General features: G+C 49.7%; 15 protein-coding genes. 1 reads left to right on the plus strand and 14 read right to left on the minus strand.

Annotated elements, in window-relative coordinates:
- Positions 1 to 2 precede the first annotated feature (2 nt).
- From tssK to tssB, 8 genes are read right to left on the minus strand one after another with little or no spacing between them, the layout of a single operon-like run.
- Positions 3 to 1,337, minus strand: coding sequence for a type VI secretion system baseplate subunit TssK (gene tssK / locus REH51_RS06260; protein ID WP_009722775.1), 1,335 nt, complete (start codon positions 1,335 to 1,337; stop codon positions 3 to 5).
- The gene (gene tssJ, locus REH51_RS06265) at positions 1,337 to 1,876 is read right to left on the minus strand and encodes a type VI secretion system lipoprotein TssJ (protein ID WP_009722776.1); all 540 of its coding nucleotides are present in this window, start codon (positions 1,874 to 1,876) and stop codon (positions 1,337 to 1,339) included. Before tssJ ends, tssK begins: the two co-directional genes overlap by 1 nt.
- Positions 1,873 to 3,255, minus strand: a complete 1,383-nt coding sequence (tagH, locus tag REH51_RS06270) for a type VI secretion system-associated FHA domain protein TagH (RefSeq protein WP_009722777.1) — start codon at positions 3,253 to 3,255, stop codon at positions 1,873 to 1,875. Before tagH ends, tssJ begins: the two co-directional genes overlap by 4 nt.
- A 3-nt stretch (positions 3,256 to 3,258) precedes the next feature.
- Entirely contained in the window at positions 3,259 to 4,284 is a 1,026-nt protein-coding gene (gene tssG / locus REH51_RS06275) for a type VI secretion system baseplate subunit TssG (RefSeq protein WP_498937209.1), read from the minus strand.
- Entirely contained in the window at positions 4,248 to 6,011 is a 1,764-nt protein-coding gene (tssF, locus tag REH51_RS06280) for a type VI secretion system baseplate subunit TssF (protein ID WP_498937211.1), read from the minus strand. Before tssF ends, tssG begins: the two co-directional genes overlap by 37 nt.
- 18 nt (positions 6,012 to 6,029) lie before the next feature.
- On the minus strand, positions 6,030 to 6,461 hold the full coding sequence (tssE, locus tag REH51_RS06285) for a type VI secretion system baseplate subunit TssE (RefSeq protein ID WP_009722780.1): 432 nt from the start codon (positions 6,459 to 6,461) through the stop codon (positions 6,030 to 6,032).
- Positions 6,462 to 6,476: 15 nt separating this feature from the next.
- The gene (gene tssC, locus REH51_RS06290; protein ID WP_009722781.1) at positions 6,477 to 7,955 is read right to left on the minus strand and encodes a type VI secretion system contractile sheath large subunit; all 1,479 of its coding nucleotides are present in this window, start codon (positions 7,953 to 7,955) and stop codon (positions 6,477 to 6,479) included.
- Positions 7,956 to 8,007: 52 nt separating this feature from the next.
- Complete coding sequence (tssB, locus tag REH51_RS06295) at positions 8,008 to 8,514, minus strand: type VI secretion system contractile sheath small subunit (RefSeq protein WP_009722782.1); 507 nt, start codon at positions 8,512 to 8,514, stop codon at positions 8,008 to 8,010.
- 579 nt (positions 8,515 to 9,093) lie between these two features.
- On the opposite strand from tssB, the gene REH51_RS06300 reads away from it, so the two are divergent.
- Positions 9,094 to 9,612: an Hcp family type VI secretion system effector gene (locus tag REH51_RS06300; protein ID WP_009722783.1), complete on the plus strand. Its 519-nt coding sequence runs from the start codon at positions 9,094 to 9,096 to the stop codon at positions 9,610 to 9,612.
- 75 nt (positions 9,613 to 9,687) lie between these two features.
- Here REH51_RS06300 and REH51_RS06305 read toward each other — a convergent pair whose 3' ends face one another.
- The 6 genes from REH51_RS06305 to ispH form a co-directional block, all read right to left on the minus strand.
- The gene (locus REH51_RS06305) at positions 9,688 to 10,710 is read right to left on the minus strand and encodes a tryptophan--tRNA ligase (RefSeq protein ID WP_009722784.1); all 1,023 of its coding nucleotides are present in this window, start codon (positions 10,708 to 10,710) and stop codon (positions 9,688 to 9,690) included.
- 49 nt (positions 10,711 to 10,759) lie between these two features.
- Positions 10,760 to 11,254 (minus strand): pilus assembly PilX family protein, encoded by a 495-nt coding sequence (locus REH51_RS06310; protein WP_143759723.1) that lies wholly within the window; start codon positions 11,252 to 11,254, stop codon positions 10,760 to 10,762.
- A 29-nt stretch (positions 11,255 to 11,283) separates the two neighbouring features.
- Positions 11,284 to 11,757, minus strand: coding sequence for a PilW family protein (locus REH51_RS06315; protein ID WP_498937213.1), 474 nt, complete (start codon positions 11,755 to 11,757; stop codon positions 11,284 to 11,286).
- Positions 11,758 to 11,770: 13 nt separating this feature from the next.
- Positions 11,771 to 12,178 (minus strand): type IV pilus modification PilV family protein, encoded by a 408-nt coding sequence (locus REH51_RS06320; protein WP_498937215.1) that lies wholly within the window; start codon positions 12,176 to 12,178, stop codon positions 11,771 to 11,773.
- A complete protein-coding gene (locus REH51_RS06325; RefSeq protein WP_009722788.1) occupies positions 12,179 to 12,580 on the minus strand; it encodes a type IV pilin protein in 402 nt (133 codons plus the stop codon).
- 63 nt (positions 12,581 to 12,643) lie between these two features.
- The gene (gene ispH / locus REH51_RS06330) at positions 12,644 to 13,633 is read right to left on the minus strand and encodes a 4-hydroxy-3-methylbut-2-enyl diphosphate reductase (protein WP_498937217.1); all 990 of its coding nucleotides are present in this window, start codon (positions 13,631 to 13,633) and stop codon (positions 12,644 to 12,646) included.
- Between the last annotated feature and the right edge of the window lie 34 nt (positions 13,634 to 13,667).

Below are 13,667 nucleotides of genomic sequence, written 5' to 3' on the forward strand. Positions count from 1 at the left end.
GTTTAACTCCTGATCGCCCAAAACTGCATTTCCAAACCTGGAAATTCACCGGCGACGTGAAACGCAAATCCACTGGCATCGTTAAGCATTCCCCAGGCTTCGCTTCGGCGGTCTAACTGGAAGTAGGTGTAACCAGCGTGATAAGGCAGCTCGCGGGGAGCTACCGGCAACGGCTCCAACGGCACACCGGGCAGCTGTAAGCTAATGAGGTCACGAATACGCTCGACGCTGGCCACTTTTGTTTGCTGCAAAAACAGTTTGCGTAGTCGCTCGTTAGGCATGTCAGCCCGCACCGCGAGAATAAACTCTGCTGTTTCGATCAAACTGAGATCCGAAAGCGGCGCGACCAACAAACCAAAGCGACGTGCCTGTAGCTGAATGGCCATGGCACGTGGTTCAAGTACTGTGGAAAGCGCTTGGCGGAGCATTTTCATCAAAGGGCGAAACGCTCCCTCAGGATGATTGTGATCATAGGCCGGACACTCCGGCGGCAAGCGTGATTCATCGGTGAACGTGACCAGCTCACAAGCAATCTCGTGCATGGTGTCGTAGAGACGCTCTGGATGAAGTTGCCCTAAGCGGGCAAGGTGCTGGAAACGAGGCTGAGCCCGATTAAGCAGCTGCAAAAGCATAAAATCCGCCACATCTGCAACCCCGGCTTGATGGGGTGTGGACAGACGTTGGGCGATGTTGCGAGCACGCTCACGCATCAGCCCTGACATTTCGCCGACGAAACGTTGTAAACCTGGGGCGGCTTGAACGTTCAAAAGCGTGGGTATGAACTGCTCATCCAGCACTAGGCTACCGTCAGGACGACGTTCAACAATGCGCGCCACTGCAAGGCAGGCATAGCCACTACGGTCATCCCGTTCGAGCAATAGACGAGGGGCTACACGTGCAACATCAAGCTCTGTCGTTGCCCCATCCCGAGAATGCAGATCCCTAACGCTACTTGACCGCAGTCGATAGCGAGCTGGCAGGTCGTCATCAGGCCAGCGCACTTCACCGATACCGTCCGTTGCTAATGGCAAGCCCAAGTAGACAACTTGGTTAGTGATGCTCGTATCGCTAATTTCCAGCGGCGCAGGTTCTACATCATCATCGGGCAAATGAAAGGCCACACCATCCGGCATCACACCGCTTGCACGACTAATTGCCACCCGTCCAAAACTAAGAAATTCGTTATTAAGCTCAAGAGAAAGGAAGCCGTACAGATAATGGCTGACTCCTTTAAGCCGCGTATCCAGCAATCCTTCTAAACTACGCTGCTGCTGTTGAAAGTGCTGAGGCTTAATAAATAAACCTTCGCTCCACACCACACGGTTTCGGCTAGCCATTACTCCTCCTTCCTTAGTTCCACTTCACTGTCACGGAGGTGAACCAGCAAGTGGTAGTGCTCTCCACGGCTTTTAACCTTCACAATCTTTTTCCACTCCGCTTCATTCGGCGTGGCGTAAAATGCGATGATTCCGATATAGCGTGTTGCTTCATCAATCTCGAAAGGCTCATAGAACTTCCATTGCCCTGGAAGCAAAGTAAAGTCGTCATGGGTCAAGTAATTAGTGCCCAACGACTCTTCTAAATCTTGCTGTAACTGAGTTAAGTCGGCAGCCATCAGCATCGAGTCGTCTTTGAGTTGCAACACCTGAAAGCGTAGCGGCGTTCCATCGCCATCCACATTGGGGTTTACATTCCTTTCTGCCACCATGCTCAGATCAACAAGCGTAGGCCTGTCTTCCGGATAGCCAACGGGGATCGACGGGTCACGAATGACCTCCCAGACTTTCCCTGTCGTTTCTCGTGTTGAGGCACAGCCGGCCAACAAAATAATGAGACAGATCAGCACAATTATCCGAACTGCACTTGACGCGCTCATGCCCCCTCCCGCTGCTGGCGGCGTACCGATTGGTCGTAAGCTTGTTCAAAGACTTCCCAAAACAGTTTTTGAAAGCCTTGCTGACGACCAGAGTTCAGCTCGCGGTAATAGTGCTGGTACATTTCCCATGCCCAATCTCCTTCGTCTTCAATACGGTTGCCTATCCCTCGGTAAGCGTGAAAACGTTTAAGCAGTGTCTCGGGAGAAAAGGCATCCAGGATGGCACCAAGGGCTAGACCGATAGCCTCTTCAACAGCCGTTTGGTGTTGACCTTGGTGCCGTAAGCTCTCGGCTACGGCTTCTGGTGCAGAGAGGTGAACAGGGCTGCGCTGCGCAGAGAACATCGTTTCCGCGGTTTCACCATAAGTCATCCCAAGTCTCAGCGGGTTATCTTCAATCGGCTGTAAGCGACGGTCACGTAGTGGGTATTTACTATCATTCTGAAACTGCTGTAACAAACGCAGCCCATCAATAGTGGCTCGTAGTGTTTGCCCAGCTTCTTGTAAAAAAGCTTGCTGCTCTTCAGCATCCCGAAAAGGCAAATCAATACCCAATCCTCGAAGCAATGGGTCAGCACCTATATGACCAAGCGCCTGCGTCGTCGGCTTTTGCCAGCGATCCTCTAGCTGCTCGCCCACAGAGCGCTCCAAGTCATCTAGTTGCCGTTCATCCATGTCACTGCTCCTATGCTTTTTTGTGCCGCTGAAAGGTTTAGGTTTTATATCGGGGAGACGTACTGCTTGATCACTACGCTCCTGCTGATGCCAGTCCCCACGCTGGTCATGCTGAGTAAATGACACAGTCTCTAAAGGCTCTACTACCGATGGCTGATGCTCATCGCTATCAAGCGCCACTATAGGGTCATGCTGCTGCGAGCTAGGCATAACGCCGCCGAGTAATTCAATGGGATCGTCTTCTTTGGTTTGATGATGATCCACACGCTCACTGCCTACCGGTCGCGTGTCCGTGACCGTCATCACATCCTCATGCTCTTCATCAATCAATGTCGTTAATGAGAGGACGCCTGGCTGCCGGGCGCACCAATCACCCAGGTGTACCTTTAATCGATACTCACCTACGTTCAGCTCATCCCCATCGTTCAATGCTGCCTTTCGGTCACGACCGATAGGTAGTGTTGCGCGGTTAATAAAGGTGTGTCCGCTGCAATCCACCAAACAAAATTTACCGTCGATTTTAGTAATGTCGGCATGACGAGGATGAATTTGCCCCATATGGTCTTGCAGCAACCAATCATCGCTGTCGCCACTACCCAGCGTCCCGCCCTCTCCGTGAAAAACGTGACTACTAGATGAGCGCCCTTCAAGCTGCTCACTGTTAACAACGACTAGCGTGATGCTCTCAAGTGGATCGGCCTGCATGATTTAACTCGTCATTTGAATATGTACATGACGACGTTTAGAAGTGTCGTCACTATCTGGATTAACAAATGTTGTCCAACCCAACTGACTTGAGCCAGCATCGCCTAAACGCATGGGCTTCACCTCACTGGCTAGAAGGTCAAGCTCTAAGTCGTAGGCAAGTGGTTCACGTAATACAAAATTTACTAATGTTTTTAACGACTGATGCTCCTCACCATCGGGCAAAAAATCGCGAAAACGAGAAAGCGTCAGCCCACGTAGGCGAAGCGCAAACTTTCCTTTAACATCGGCAACTCTCTCGCCAGCCACCATATCTTCACCAAGTGTCATCCCCGTAAGGCCATTTCGGCTGAGCTGATCTGGCGGCATATCTATCCATCGATAGACCCATTGCTTAATTTCAACCTGGGCCACCTCAAAGCAGTGACTCACAATCCCACTAACCACATCAGGCGAGCGAGAGCGTCCGGCCAACAGCCCCGCATAGGAAAGCATCTTGCTCCAGTTAATCGGCGTTTCACCGCGCAAGTTGCTGTCAGCGAGACCGACTAAGGAAAAAATCGCGGCAGAAAAGCCATCCTGAGCGTTATTTTGGTAACGCACATGATGGCGATATTTACGCCATCCTCGATGGGTTAGTGTCAGCAAGCGATGATTAAAAAAGTCTAGAAAATCCCCCGCGATACCTTCATGGTGCGCCGACTCATGGGCAAGCGCTTCCAAGTAGTAGCCCGGCAGTGGAGATTGCGACCCTTGCAGCCCCAGAAAACTAACCTCCATTTCATACTGGCCGTATTCATTAGCCTCAAGAGCCAACACATCACTACTAGGAAAACCCAGTGAAGCCGAAGCTTTGTAGCGCACTCGCTGAAACACCGGCACGCTACCGCCATGACGCTGCTCCAAATCATCGTGGTGATGACGGTGCAACAGCTCCACTAGTTGAAAAAATTCATAGCGTCGCGCCGCATTAAACAAGGGCGCTAGCAGCGCTACATCAGAGGCTGCTGTCCCGCTTGTAAGCTCCATACGTAGCGCTCTTGGTTATGGCGATTGATTATTTGCAACTCATGGAAAGAGTTAATGCTGGCGTACAAGGACAAAAAGCGAGCCAGCACACTGCCAAACAGGTAAAGACTGCCTTCATCTCCAAAAGCATTTTGGTCAAGCGTCATAATTGAACGTAAACCTCGCACTGGCAGCCCTTTGCGTAGCCGATCAACTGGCTGAGTATTAATATCTACAATCCCAGTTAATCGATTGTGAGCTACGCGCTCTGCCTGACGATCCACCAGAGCACGGAAATCGTAAGCCCTAAGCACCGCACAGAGCGCATCACGATTTAGCAGTGAAAGGTAATTGAGCGATAAGTTAGAAATTAAGACCCACAGCAAACCATCATCGATGGCTGGACGCAGTACCTGTGTAGGGCGTGTAATGTTGCGAAAGGTAGCGAAAGTAGGGCTATCATTTGTACCGACACACACATCACCAACGGTCAGTTGCTCCGGCAATTCTCGATTACTACAGGTCAAACCCAGTGAAATCGTCTCACGGCGCCCAAGACATAGCTGCTCATCCTCACGTGTAAAAGCTATGTCATGATCGAAGCCGTCACCGCGTAGACTGTTGCTCACTCGCACGCGATAGTGCAACGCTTCGCGTCCTTTATCGCTTTCAATTTGATGTTGAAAACTTTCAAAGGGCACATAGCGCCGCAAGGATGCCTGTGAGCCACTTTGGGAACCCTCTAAATGACCCAGCACGCTATCTACACTATAAGTTTCATAATGTGCCGGCATCTTACTGCTTGGCCGAATACGGTACTGACTTCGCTCTCCTGTTAAGTCAACCGGTTCAGCATCGTGATCAAAGAGGTTAATCGCCGGTGTACAGTAGAGAGCTAAATGCTCATTTTTAACACGCGCATCGGTGGGTAATGGGCGAGAAAAAACAAAACGAAGCGTTACACTATCCGACGCTGCAGAAGGTAATAATTGCCCTATTCCCTGTACGTCAAAGAAATGAAACGCCTCGGGAAAGCAAAGATACTCCTGCAATATCCGATAGCCTTGGTGGACATTTCGTGGGTAAGGCAGTAACGCTTGATCACTCTCAAACCCTACTGCTTGCAACGCATTTGTAGCTATCGATTGCCGCTGTCCATTCACTTCTAGCTCCAGATGGGCTAGATAATGGCTCATCCATAGATACAGTGTCCGAGCAGTATATCCGTCGCCCCCCAAGTGTAACCTCAGGGCATCAATCCCAAGTGTATTCAAGGGTTGATCGCTGTGAACTTCTAGGGATAGCTCTACAATAGAAATCTCTCTGGTATGGCGCGCATCAACGCCACCATGAACTAGCGGATAAAGCGCCACATCGTGGCAGGGACGAAATAAACACGATGTGCCTTCAACAGGAATACTGGCTAGTTCAGTGCCTCTTTTAACTTGCTGCTGTTGACTCAGTCCGTGCAACTTGGGCGTGAACTGGATCACGGTCATACTTGGTACCGGACGCAAGTAATTAGGCCATAACATACTAATGAGCGAGTGAGTAAGTTCGGGAAATTCATCCTCTACTTTTTCGCGCATGCGACCAGTCAAGAAAGCAAATCCTTCCAACAGACGCTCTACATCTGGATCAGTGCTCCGCTCGGAAAGAAAGCGGCTAAGACCAGGGTTTGCTTCCGCAAACTCTCGGCCTTGTCGTTTCAAAAAGTTGAGTTCGTCACGATAGTAGCGATTTAGCATTCGCGCCTCTCAGGCCTATCAGTTGAGACACTGATAACGCTTGTTGTTAAGCAATAGATCAATGGTGGTTGGAACGCTTTTCTTTCCCAGCAACAACGTGGCATGAACTTGAAAACGTAGCTGCAGCCCACTGCCTAGGCTCGGCAGGGCTTCGACATCAACATCTTGAATCCGGGGCTCATAACGCTCTATGCAGTGACGAATAGCCTGCTTAATGTTGAGCTCCAAATTAAGTACACCTATCGTGGCATCATTGAAATCAAGGAGGCCTAGTTCGGGTGCGCAAGCGCTGTTTCCAGGGTGACTATTGAGCAACTCAACAAGGTGGTGCTTTATGGACGCCACCACCATCTCCAGCGGGCTCTCTTCTGCGTAATGAACGGTCTTGCTTGGCGCTGCTAAGCGTTCAAAAAGCCGACTTCCGATTCGCCCACCACGTTCCATTGCCATAGCGCTTTTGTTCCTTTATTCCTTATCAAGACGCCCAACGAGAGACAACTCAAAACTGGCACCCATGTACTTAAAGTGAGGGCGCACTGACAAAGAGACTTGATACCAACCTGGCTCGCCATTAACGTCAGAAACCTGGATAGAGGCCGCTCGCAGTGGACGACGGCTACGGACATCAGCTGGCGGATTTTCTTGGTCTGCAACGTATTGGCGAATCCATGCGTTAAGCTCACGCTCAAGATCCTGCCGCTCTTTCCAGGAACCAATCTGTTCGCGCTGCAACACTTTCACGTAGTGCGCTAATCGATTGATGATGAACATATAGGGGAGCTGCGTTCCCAACTTGAAGTTGGTTTCTGCCACTTTACCCTCAGCCGTATTGGGGAATACTTTGGGCTTTTGTACGGAGTTCGCTGAGAAGAAAGCGGCGTTATCACTACCTTTCCGCATGGTCAGAGAGATAAATCCCTCGTCTGACAATTCAAATTCGCGGCGGTCTGTAATCAGCACTTCTGTCGGTATTTTGGCCTGCAACTGACCAAAAGCCTCGTAGTTATGAACCGGCAGATCTTCGACAGCACCGCCACTTTGCGGACCAATAATATTGGGGCACCACCGGTACTTGGCGAAGCTATCTGTCAAACGCTCCGCCAATAGATACGCTGTATTACCCCACAGATAATGCTCGTGATTTTCACTCACATTTTCACGGTAATTAAAGGTTTTGATTGGATTTTCAACTGGGTCATAAGGCGTACGTAACAAGAAGCGGGGTGCCGTCAAACCAAGATAACGGGCGTCATCAGACTCACGCAAACTGCGCCAACGGGCATATTTTGGCCCCTCAAAAATCGCTTTAAAGTCTTTAATATTAGGTAGCTCTTCAAAGCTATCAATACCGAAGAAAGAGGGCGCAACAGAGGACATAAAAGGAGCATGAGCCATTGCCCCAACGGCAGAGGTGTACTGCAAAAGTTTCATATCAGGTGAAGACGGTGAAAAATCGTAATGACCGATAACACCCGCAACTGGCTCCCCGCCAAATTGCCCATAGCCAGCGTTATAAACGTGATGATAAAGGCCGCTCTGACTAATTTCAGGCGCGAATTCAAAGTCATCAAGTAACTCTTGCTTCGTTGCATGCAATAGATCTAGCTTAATATTCTCACGAAAATCAGTGCGATCTACCAACAGTTTCAATCCACGCCAAGCAGACTCTAGCTGTTGAAAGTTATTTTCATGCAAGATCTCATCAACTTGATGGCTAATTTTTCGATCTAGTTCCACGACCATACTGTCAATATAAGACTTGTTAACTTTTGGCGTCTCATCGCTATTACTTAGAAGCTCTGTAATAAACGCTGCCACCCCTTGCTTGGCAACATCGTATCCTTCATCAGCAGGGGCCATACGTGTTTGTGCCATGACCTGATCAAGAAGAGAAAGCTCTGCTTCAGCTTCTAATACCGTCTTTTTTTTAGCTGCTTCATTCATTTTTCTACCTCGAAATCGCTATACGACTGATAGATAAAAAAGTTAAATATAATTAATTGCTATCATTAGATTTATCTAGCAAATCCAACTCGCTCAAAAGCTGCTGACGTGCGCTATCATCTTCGAGCAGTTTTTGTAAGCGATTTCGGAAATTAGGCACGTTACCTAACGGCCCCTTTAAAGCAACCAAAGCTTCACGCAGCTCTACCAATTTACGCAGTTCGGGAACTTGCTTTGCTACTGCATCAGGCGAAAAGTCTTCAAGTGACTTGAATGACAAGTCAACCGATATATCATTAGGCTCTTCGCTCTCATCAAGTCGATTAGGAACAACGGCTTGCAGCGACAGATCAGCTTCTCGCATGACAGATTGAAAGTTAGCACTATCGATCAATACTGCCTGACGCTCCTCAATTGGAGTCTCCTCTTCTCTACCTTTGAAGTCCCCCACGACCAACAGCTTAAGTGGTAGCTCTGTATCAGTCTGCTGACCTCCAGTTGCTGGCACATACTTAATATTGATGCGCTCTTTTGGCGCGACAGTTCCTTGTTTAGCCATGATTTATCCCGGAAAAGTGACTAAATGTAACCGCAAGTAGTTATTAACAAAGCGAGACTAGCGAACTAAAAAACAAGTTTCCAATCGCAAAATTGTGTATTTATAGAAACAATCAAAACTGCATCGAATAAAAATAGAAGTTGACTGTTAAATCGCGAATTTTAACAGCATTTAGCAACAATAAATAAAACAAACTATAATTTGTAAGAAATATCTTACAAAAACTATAGTCAATCTCCTACATTGAAAAAATAATTTATCAACAGAGTCGACAAAAAACTTTAAAAACGTATACCCATGTCACCTTAAGCTTTGTTAAATACAATATCTTATGAAACACAATGTTGCAATTAGCTAGCAGTTAGTTTGTTAAATCACCATTTAACCATTAAGCAAATGCTCGCCGACCAGGCAAACAACCGCCTATAAGCAAGCAAAAAACTGCCTAATTAAAAATAAATAAAAAAAAGAAAAACCATAAGCAACTGTTTTAAAATTAAAACATAAAACTGGCATCTGTTTTGCAATTATCAATCTGTCCTCAGGACAACACCATTAACATCGTCAAGGAGCAGACTTATGCCAACTCCATGTTATATCAGCATTGAAGGCCAAACTCAGGGTCATATTACAGCTGGCGCCTTTACTCCCGACTCCGTAGGTAACATCTACGTGGAAGGCCATGAAGACCAAATGCTGGTTCAAGAATTTAAGCATGTAGTGACCGTGCCTACAGACCCACAGTCTGGTCAACCTTCTGGTCAGCGTGCCCACAAGCCATTTATCTTTACGGTAGCACTCAACAAGGCCGTGCCGCTGATGTACAACGCATTGGCTTCTGGAGAAATGCTCCCCACTGTTGAACTGAAGTGGTACCGCACTTCCGTTGAAGGTAAGCAAGAGCATTTCTTCACAACGACTCTGACTGATGCCACTATTGTCGACATCAACTTACGCATGCCACACGCACAAGACATTACCAAGTCTGAGTTCACTCAGCTAATGGACGTCTCTCTGGCGTATCGTAAGATCGATTGGGAACACAATGTTGCGGGCACTTCAGGCTCTGATGACTGGCGCGCGCCAATCGAAGGCTAAGCATTTTTGCTATGTCCGTATTAAAAAACCCCTTCTATTTAGAAGGGGTTTCTTGTCAGTGCAGTTTTAAATCCACTAAACAAAGCGTCCTAAGCCTACCGCGGAACGTAAGCGATCCATGGTAATGGCGGCTTCTTCTCTAGCGCGATCGGCACCTTTTTGTAGCACCGCTTCAATATGCGCAGGGTCTTCCATGAGCGCGATGTAACGCTCGCGGGGGGCGCTTAAGTGCGCATTCAAGTAATCAAACACGTGGTTCTTAGCGTCGCCCCAGCCGATACCTGCCACGTACTGCTCGCGTAGCGCAGCGGCTTCTTCATTGCTGGCAAACGCTGAAAAGATTTGGAACAACGTACAGGTGTCTGGATCTTTGGGCTCGCCAGGTTCCAGCGAGTTGGTTTTGATTTTACGCACCAGCTTCTGCAGTTTTTTCTCGCTGGAGAAAAGCGGGATCGTATTGTTATAGCTTTTGGACATTTTGCGACCGTCCAAGCCCTTCAATACTTCCCCTTTTTCATCCACAACGGCTTCAGGCTGAACAAAATACTGGCCTTTAAACATGTGGTTGAAACGTCCGGCGATATCACGCGCCATTTCAATGTGCTGAATTTGGTCGCGCCCTACCGGCACTTTATTGGCATTAAACATTAAGATGTCAGCAGCCATTAACACTGGGTAACCGAATAAGCCCATGGTGACGCCTTTATCCGGGTCTTGGTCACCGGCTTCTTCATTTTCAGCGACTGCCGCTTTGTATGCGTGGGCGCGGTTCATCAGCCCCTTGGCGCACACACAAGAAAGCATCCACATTAATTCGGGAATTTCAGCAATATCCGACTGACGATAAAAAATGGCGTTATCGGTATCTAGCCCTAGCGCAAGCCACGTGGCGGCAATTTCCAGACGCGACTCTTGCACACGCTTCGGATCTTGGCATTTGATCAGCGCGTGATAGTCAGCAAGGAAGTAAAACGACTGTACGTTGGGGTCTTGGCTTGCCTCAATGGCAGGCTTAATAGCACCCACATAGTTACCAAGATGTGGCGTTCCGGTCGTGGTAATCCCGGTCAGCACGCGGGTTTTGGCTGTCTGACTCATAGTGTGGATCCAGCTGGATAAAGGTCAAAAAAGGTAAGTCATTGTACACTTAATGCCAAACCACCGTCGCCTTTGTCTGATGGCTTTCCTCCCCTTCCTCTACTTTGATAAACACAGGTAAGCTTTGCGCTAGCAGCATTTCACTATCGGTATTGGCATTAGTAATAACCGCACCTAACGCCACTACCCAAGGCTGGCCGTCACGCTCAACGGGCGTAAATAAGCAGCTATTGTGTTCGCAGTCATCACCAAGCACCGTAGTTAATGGGTGCACTACGATATCTTCCCAGCGGAGAGTGTGATCGCTATTGATGGTGAGCACGCTGTCCCCCCACTCCAATTGATTAAAGGAAGCCACTGCATGTGAGGCGGCTATTTCAGCGCGCATTTGCGCTAACGTCGATGCCCGATAATTGCTCGCTAAGCGTTCATCCACAAACGCAGATTGCACGCAGATAACACCAATAATCAACGCACTCGCTAACAGTGCCATCACCACAACTAGCGCAGCGCCTTGCTCCTGCCGTCGCTGTCTAAGCTGCATATCGCCTCTCTGCTCATACTCCATACATCTCAGGGGCTAGCCGAAAACGCAGGCTGCAACACAGCCTCTCGATGGGTAACGTGGAAATCAATATTGGCCCCTTGCCGACCTAATGGCAGTGACACCAAGCTAACCCCTTTGGTGGCGGGCGCTCCAAGCGGGTTGTCCCGCTCACAGCTAGCGCCAGCGTCATAGTCAAAGGTGACCAGCGGCTGAGCCTCCTGCATATCCTGAACCGTGCAGCGACAGCCAGACTCAATCACCCCGCACTGCAAGCGAAAAAAAGGCGCTCCGTTTGAGTCGGTAGCGCCTTGTCTGCGTAGGGTGTCGGTAATCGATGTCGCCGCGTAAAGAAGCGCTTCCTGATGACGCCCCAATTGATCTACCTGCTTAAACGTGTGAAAGGTGCTTAAGAAAAGCTGTCCAGCACCTAGAATCACCACCATACCAATAACCATGGCGACCAGTAGCTCTGTTAACGTAAAACCGCGCTGCACATCCATGGCAGGCCTACCTTTACGGCTGGTTGGGAAGTTGGAACACGTAGCTGAAGATATCGTGGGGCTCATTGGGCCCAGTACGCAGGCGCACAACTACATCAAACTGGCAGTCTTGCCGGTCGATACGACTCTCTTGCCCCTGGGTATGACCAAGCGTTGCCGATTGACCTGCAAACCAATGGCTGAGCCATGCAGACTCAATCGTGGCCAACGGAATCGTGTCACAGTCTTGGTACGAAGAAAGCGCTGCCCACACCCGCTCTTGGGCATCTCCCGCTGCGACGTTAGCCAGCGACTGTGTATAACCAGCAATGGCGCTTTGCAGTGCCTTCACCTGCATCGCGGCGACGCCTATTAGCCCAAACGCTAAAATCACCAGCGCGATAAGCGCCTCAATTAGCGAAAGGCCGTTTTGCCTGCCCATTTACCAGCACGCCTCAGGCAGACGCTCTCCCCGCGCATTAAATTGAATATCGCTTTCACAGCCATCGGTTTGCGAGGTTGTCGCCGTCAGTAAAAAACCACCATCATCTTCACTGCCGTCGGCGACGGTAATAGAGTAGTTGCCATCGGGAGAGGCGGGAGTAAACGAACAGTCAGCATAAGCGTATTGGCGGGAGTAGCAGCGCTCAAGCTCAGAGGCTGCCTGCAACAGGCCAGCATGGGCGTCAGTACGGAGCGAGCGCTCAACATAGCGGGTATAACTGGGGTAAGCAATGCCTGCCACTATTCCAATAATAGCGACGGTAATCAGCATCTCAATAAGCGTAAAACCGTGCTGGCGAGCTTCCTGGCGTCCAGCACGGTTAGCAAAGGGTGAAGGCACTGAGCGTGCTCCTGTATCAGTTGGCCCATACGCGGAGTATGTCGCAAACTGATACGCTTTGCATTAGTCGCTTACAATCACTTGCTCACGCAGCTCTCTCGGCATAGAGAAGGTAATATTTTCCTCGCGGCCCTGAAGCTCAACAGGCACCTCTGCGCCAAATGCTTGAAGCTTGTCGATAACGCCTTTCACCAGCACTTCTGGCGCGCTGGCTCCGGCGGTGACCCCAATACGACTAACACCTTCCAGCCACGCTGGCTCAATTTGGTCGGCATTGTCGATTAAATAGGCAGGCGTGCCCATGCGCTCGGAAAGTTCGCGCAGGCGATTAGAGTTGGAGCTATTGGGGCTGCCGACGACCAAGACCAAGTCGCTATCCGCTGCTAGTTCACGCACCGCATCTTGGCGGGTTTGAGTGGCATAACAGATATCATCTTTGCGCGGCCCCTGGATCTCTGGAAACTTCTCCCGCAACGCATCAATCACCTTCGCGGTATCATCCATCGAGAGCGTGGTTTGAGTCACAAACGCCAATGCTGACGGGTCGTTAACGCCTAACTTCGCCACGTCCTGCTCATCCTCGACCAGATAAATCTGGCCACCGTGGGAAGTGTCATAACGTCCCATGGTGCCTTCGACTTCCGGATGGCCTTCGTGACCAATCAAAATGCACTCTTGACCGCGCTTAGCATAACGCAACACTTCCAAATGCACTTTGGTAACCAATGGGCAGGTTGCATCGAAGACTTTGAGACCGCGCTGCTCAGCTTCTTGTTGCACGGCGCGGGAGACGCCGTGAGCCGAGAAAATCACGATTACGTCGTCAGGCACTTCATGCAGCTCTTCAACGAACACCGCGCCACGCTCGCGCAATGTTTCGACCACAAAGCGGTTATGAACCACTTCGTGGCGCACGTAGATCGGTGGGCCGAAGACATCTAACGCGCGGTTGACTATATCGATCGCGCGATCCACACCAGCACAAAAACCGCGCGGGTTTGCCAGCTTGATTTGTACGGGTTGTGTTGGCTGAGATGACTCTGATGACTGCATAAAAGCGCCTTGATGCAATTGCATCGCCTGTTAA

It is taken from the genome of Halomonas bluephagenesis (assembly GCF_054790765.1).

What these genes read in the sequence shown, in the direction of transcription:
- REH51_RS06310 (WP_143759723.1), bottom strand. Translation starts at nt 11,254, where the DNA reads ATGCAGCTTAGACAGCGACGGCAGGAGCAAGGCGCTGCGCTAGTTGTG.
- REH51_RS06320 (WP_498937215.1), bottom strand. Translation starts at nt 12,178, where the DNA reads ATGGGCAGGCAAAACGGCCTTTCGCTAATTGAGGCGCTTATCGCGCTG.
- REH51_RS06300 (WP_009722783.1), top strand. Translation starts at nt 9,094, where the DNA reads ATGCCAACTCCATGTTATATCAGCATTGAAGGCCAAACTCAGGGTCAT.
- tssJ (WP_009722776.1), bottom strand. Translation starts at nt 1,876, where the DNA reads ATGAGCGCGTCAAGTGCAGTTCGGATAATTGTGCTGATCTGTCTCATT.
- tssC (WP_009722781.1), bottom strand. Translation starts at nt 7,955, where the DNA reads ATGAATGAAGCAGCTAAAAAAAAGACGGTATTAGAAGCTGAAGCAGAG.
- REH51_RS06305 (WP_009722784.1), bottom strand. Translation starts at nt 10,710, where the DNA reads ATGAGTCAGACAGCCAAAACCCGCGTGCTGACCGGGATTACCACGACC.
- tagH (WP_009722777.1), bottom strand. Translation starts at nt 3,255, where the DNA reads ATGCAGGCCGATCCACTTGAGAGCATCACGCTAGTCGTTGTTAACAGT.
- tssE (WP_009722780.1), bottom strand. Translation starts at nt 6,461, where the DNA reads ATGGCAATGGAACGTGGTGGGCGAATCGGAAGTCGGCTTTTTGAACGC.
- REH51_RS06315 (WP_498937213.1), bottom strand. Translation starts at nt 11,757, where the DNA reads ATGGATGTGCAGCGCGGTTTTACGTTAACAGAGCTACTGGTCGCCATG.
- tssB (WP_009722782.1), bottom strand. Translation starts at nt 8,514, where the DNA reads ATGGCTAAACAAGGAACTGTCGCGCCAAAAGAGCGCATCAATATTAAG.
- ispH (WP_498937217.1), bottom strand. Translation starts at nt 13,633, where the DNA reads ATGCAGTCATCAGAGTCATCTCAGCCAACACAACCCGTACAAATCAAG.
- tssF (WP_498937211.1), bottom strand. Translation starts at nt 6,011, where the DNA reads ATGCTAAATCGCTACTATCGTGACGAACTCAACTTTTTGAAACGACAA.
- tssG (WP_498937209.1), bottom strand. Translation starts at nt 4,284, where the DNA reads ATGGAGCTTACAAGCGGGACAGCAGCCTCTGATGTAGCGCTGCTAGCG.
- tssK (WP_009722775.1), bottom strand. Translation starts at nt 1,337, where the DNA reads ATGGCTAGCCGAAACCGTGTGGTGTGGAGCGAAGGTTTATTTATTAAG.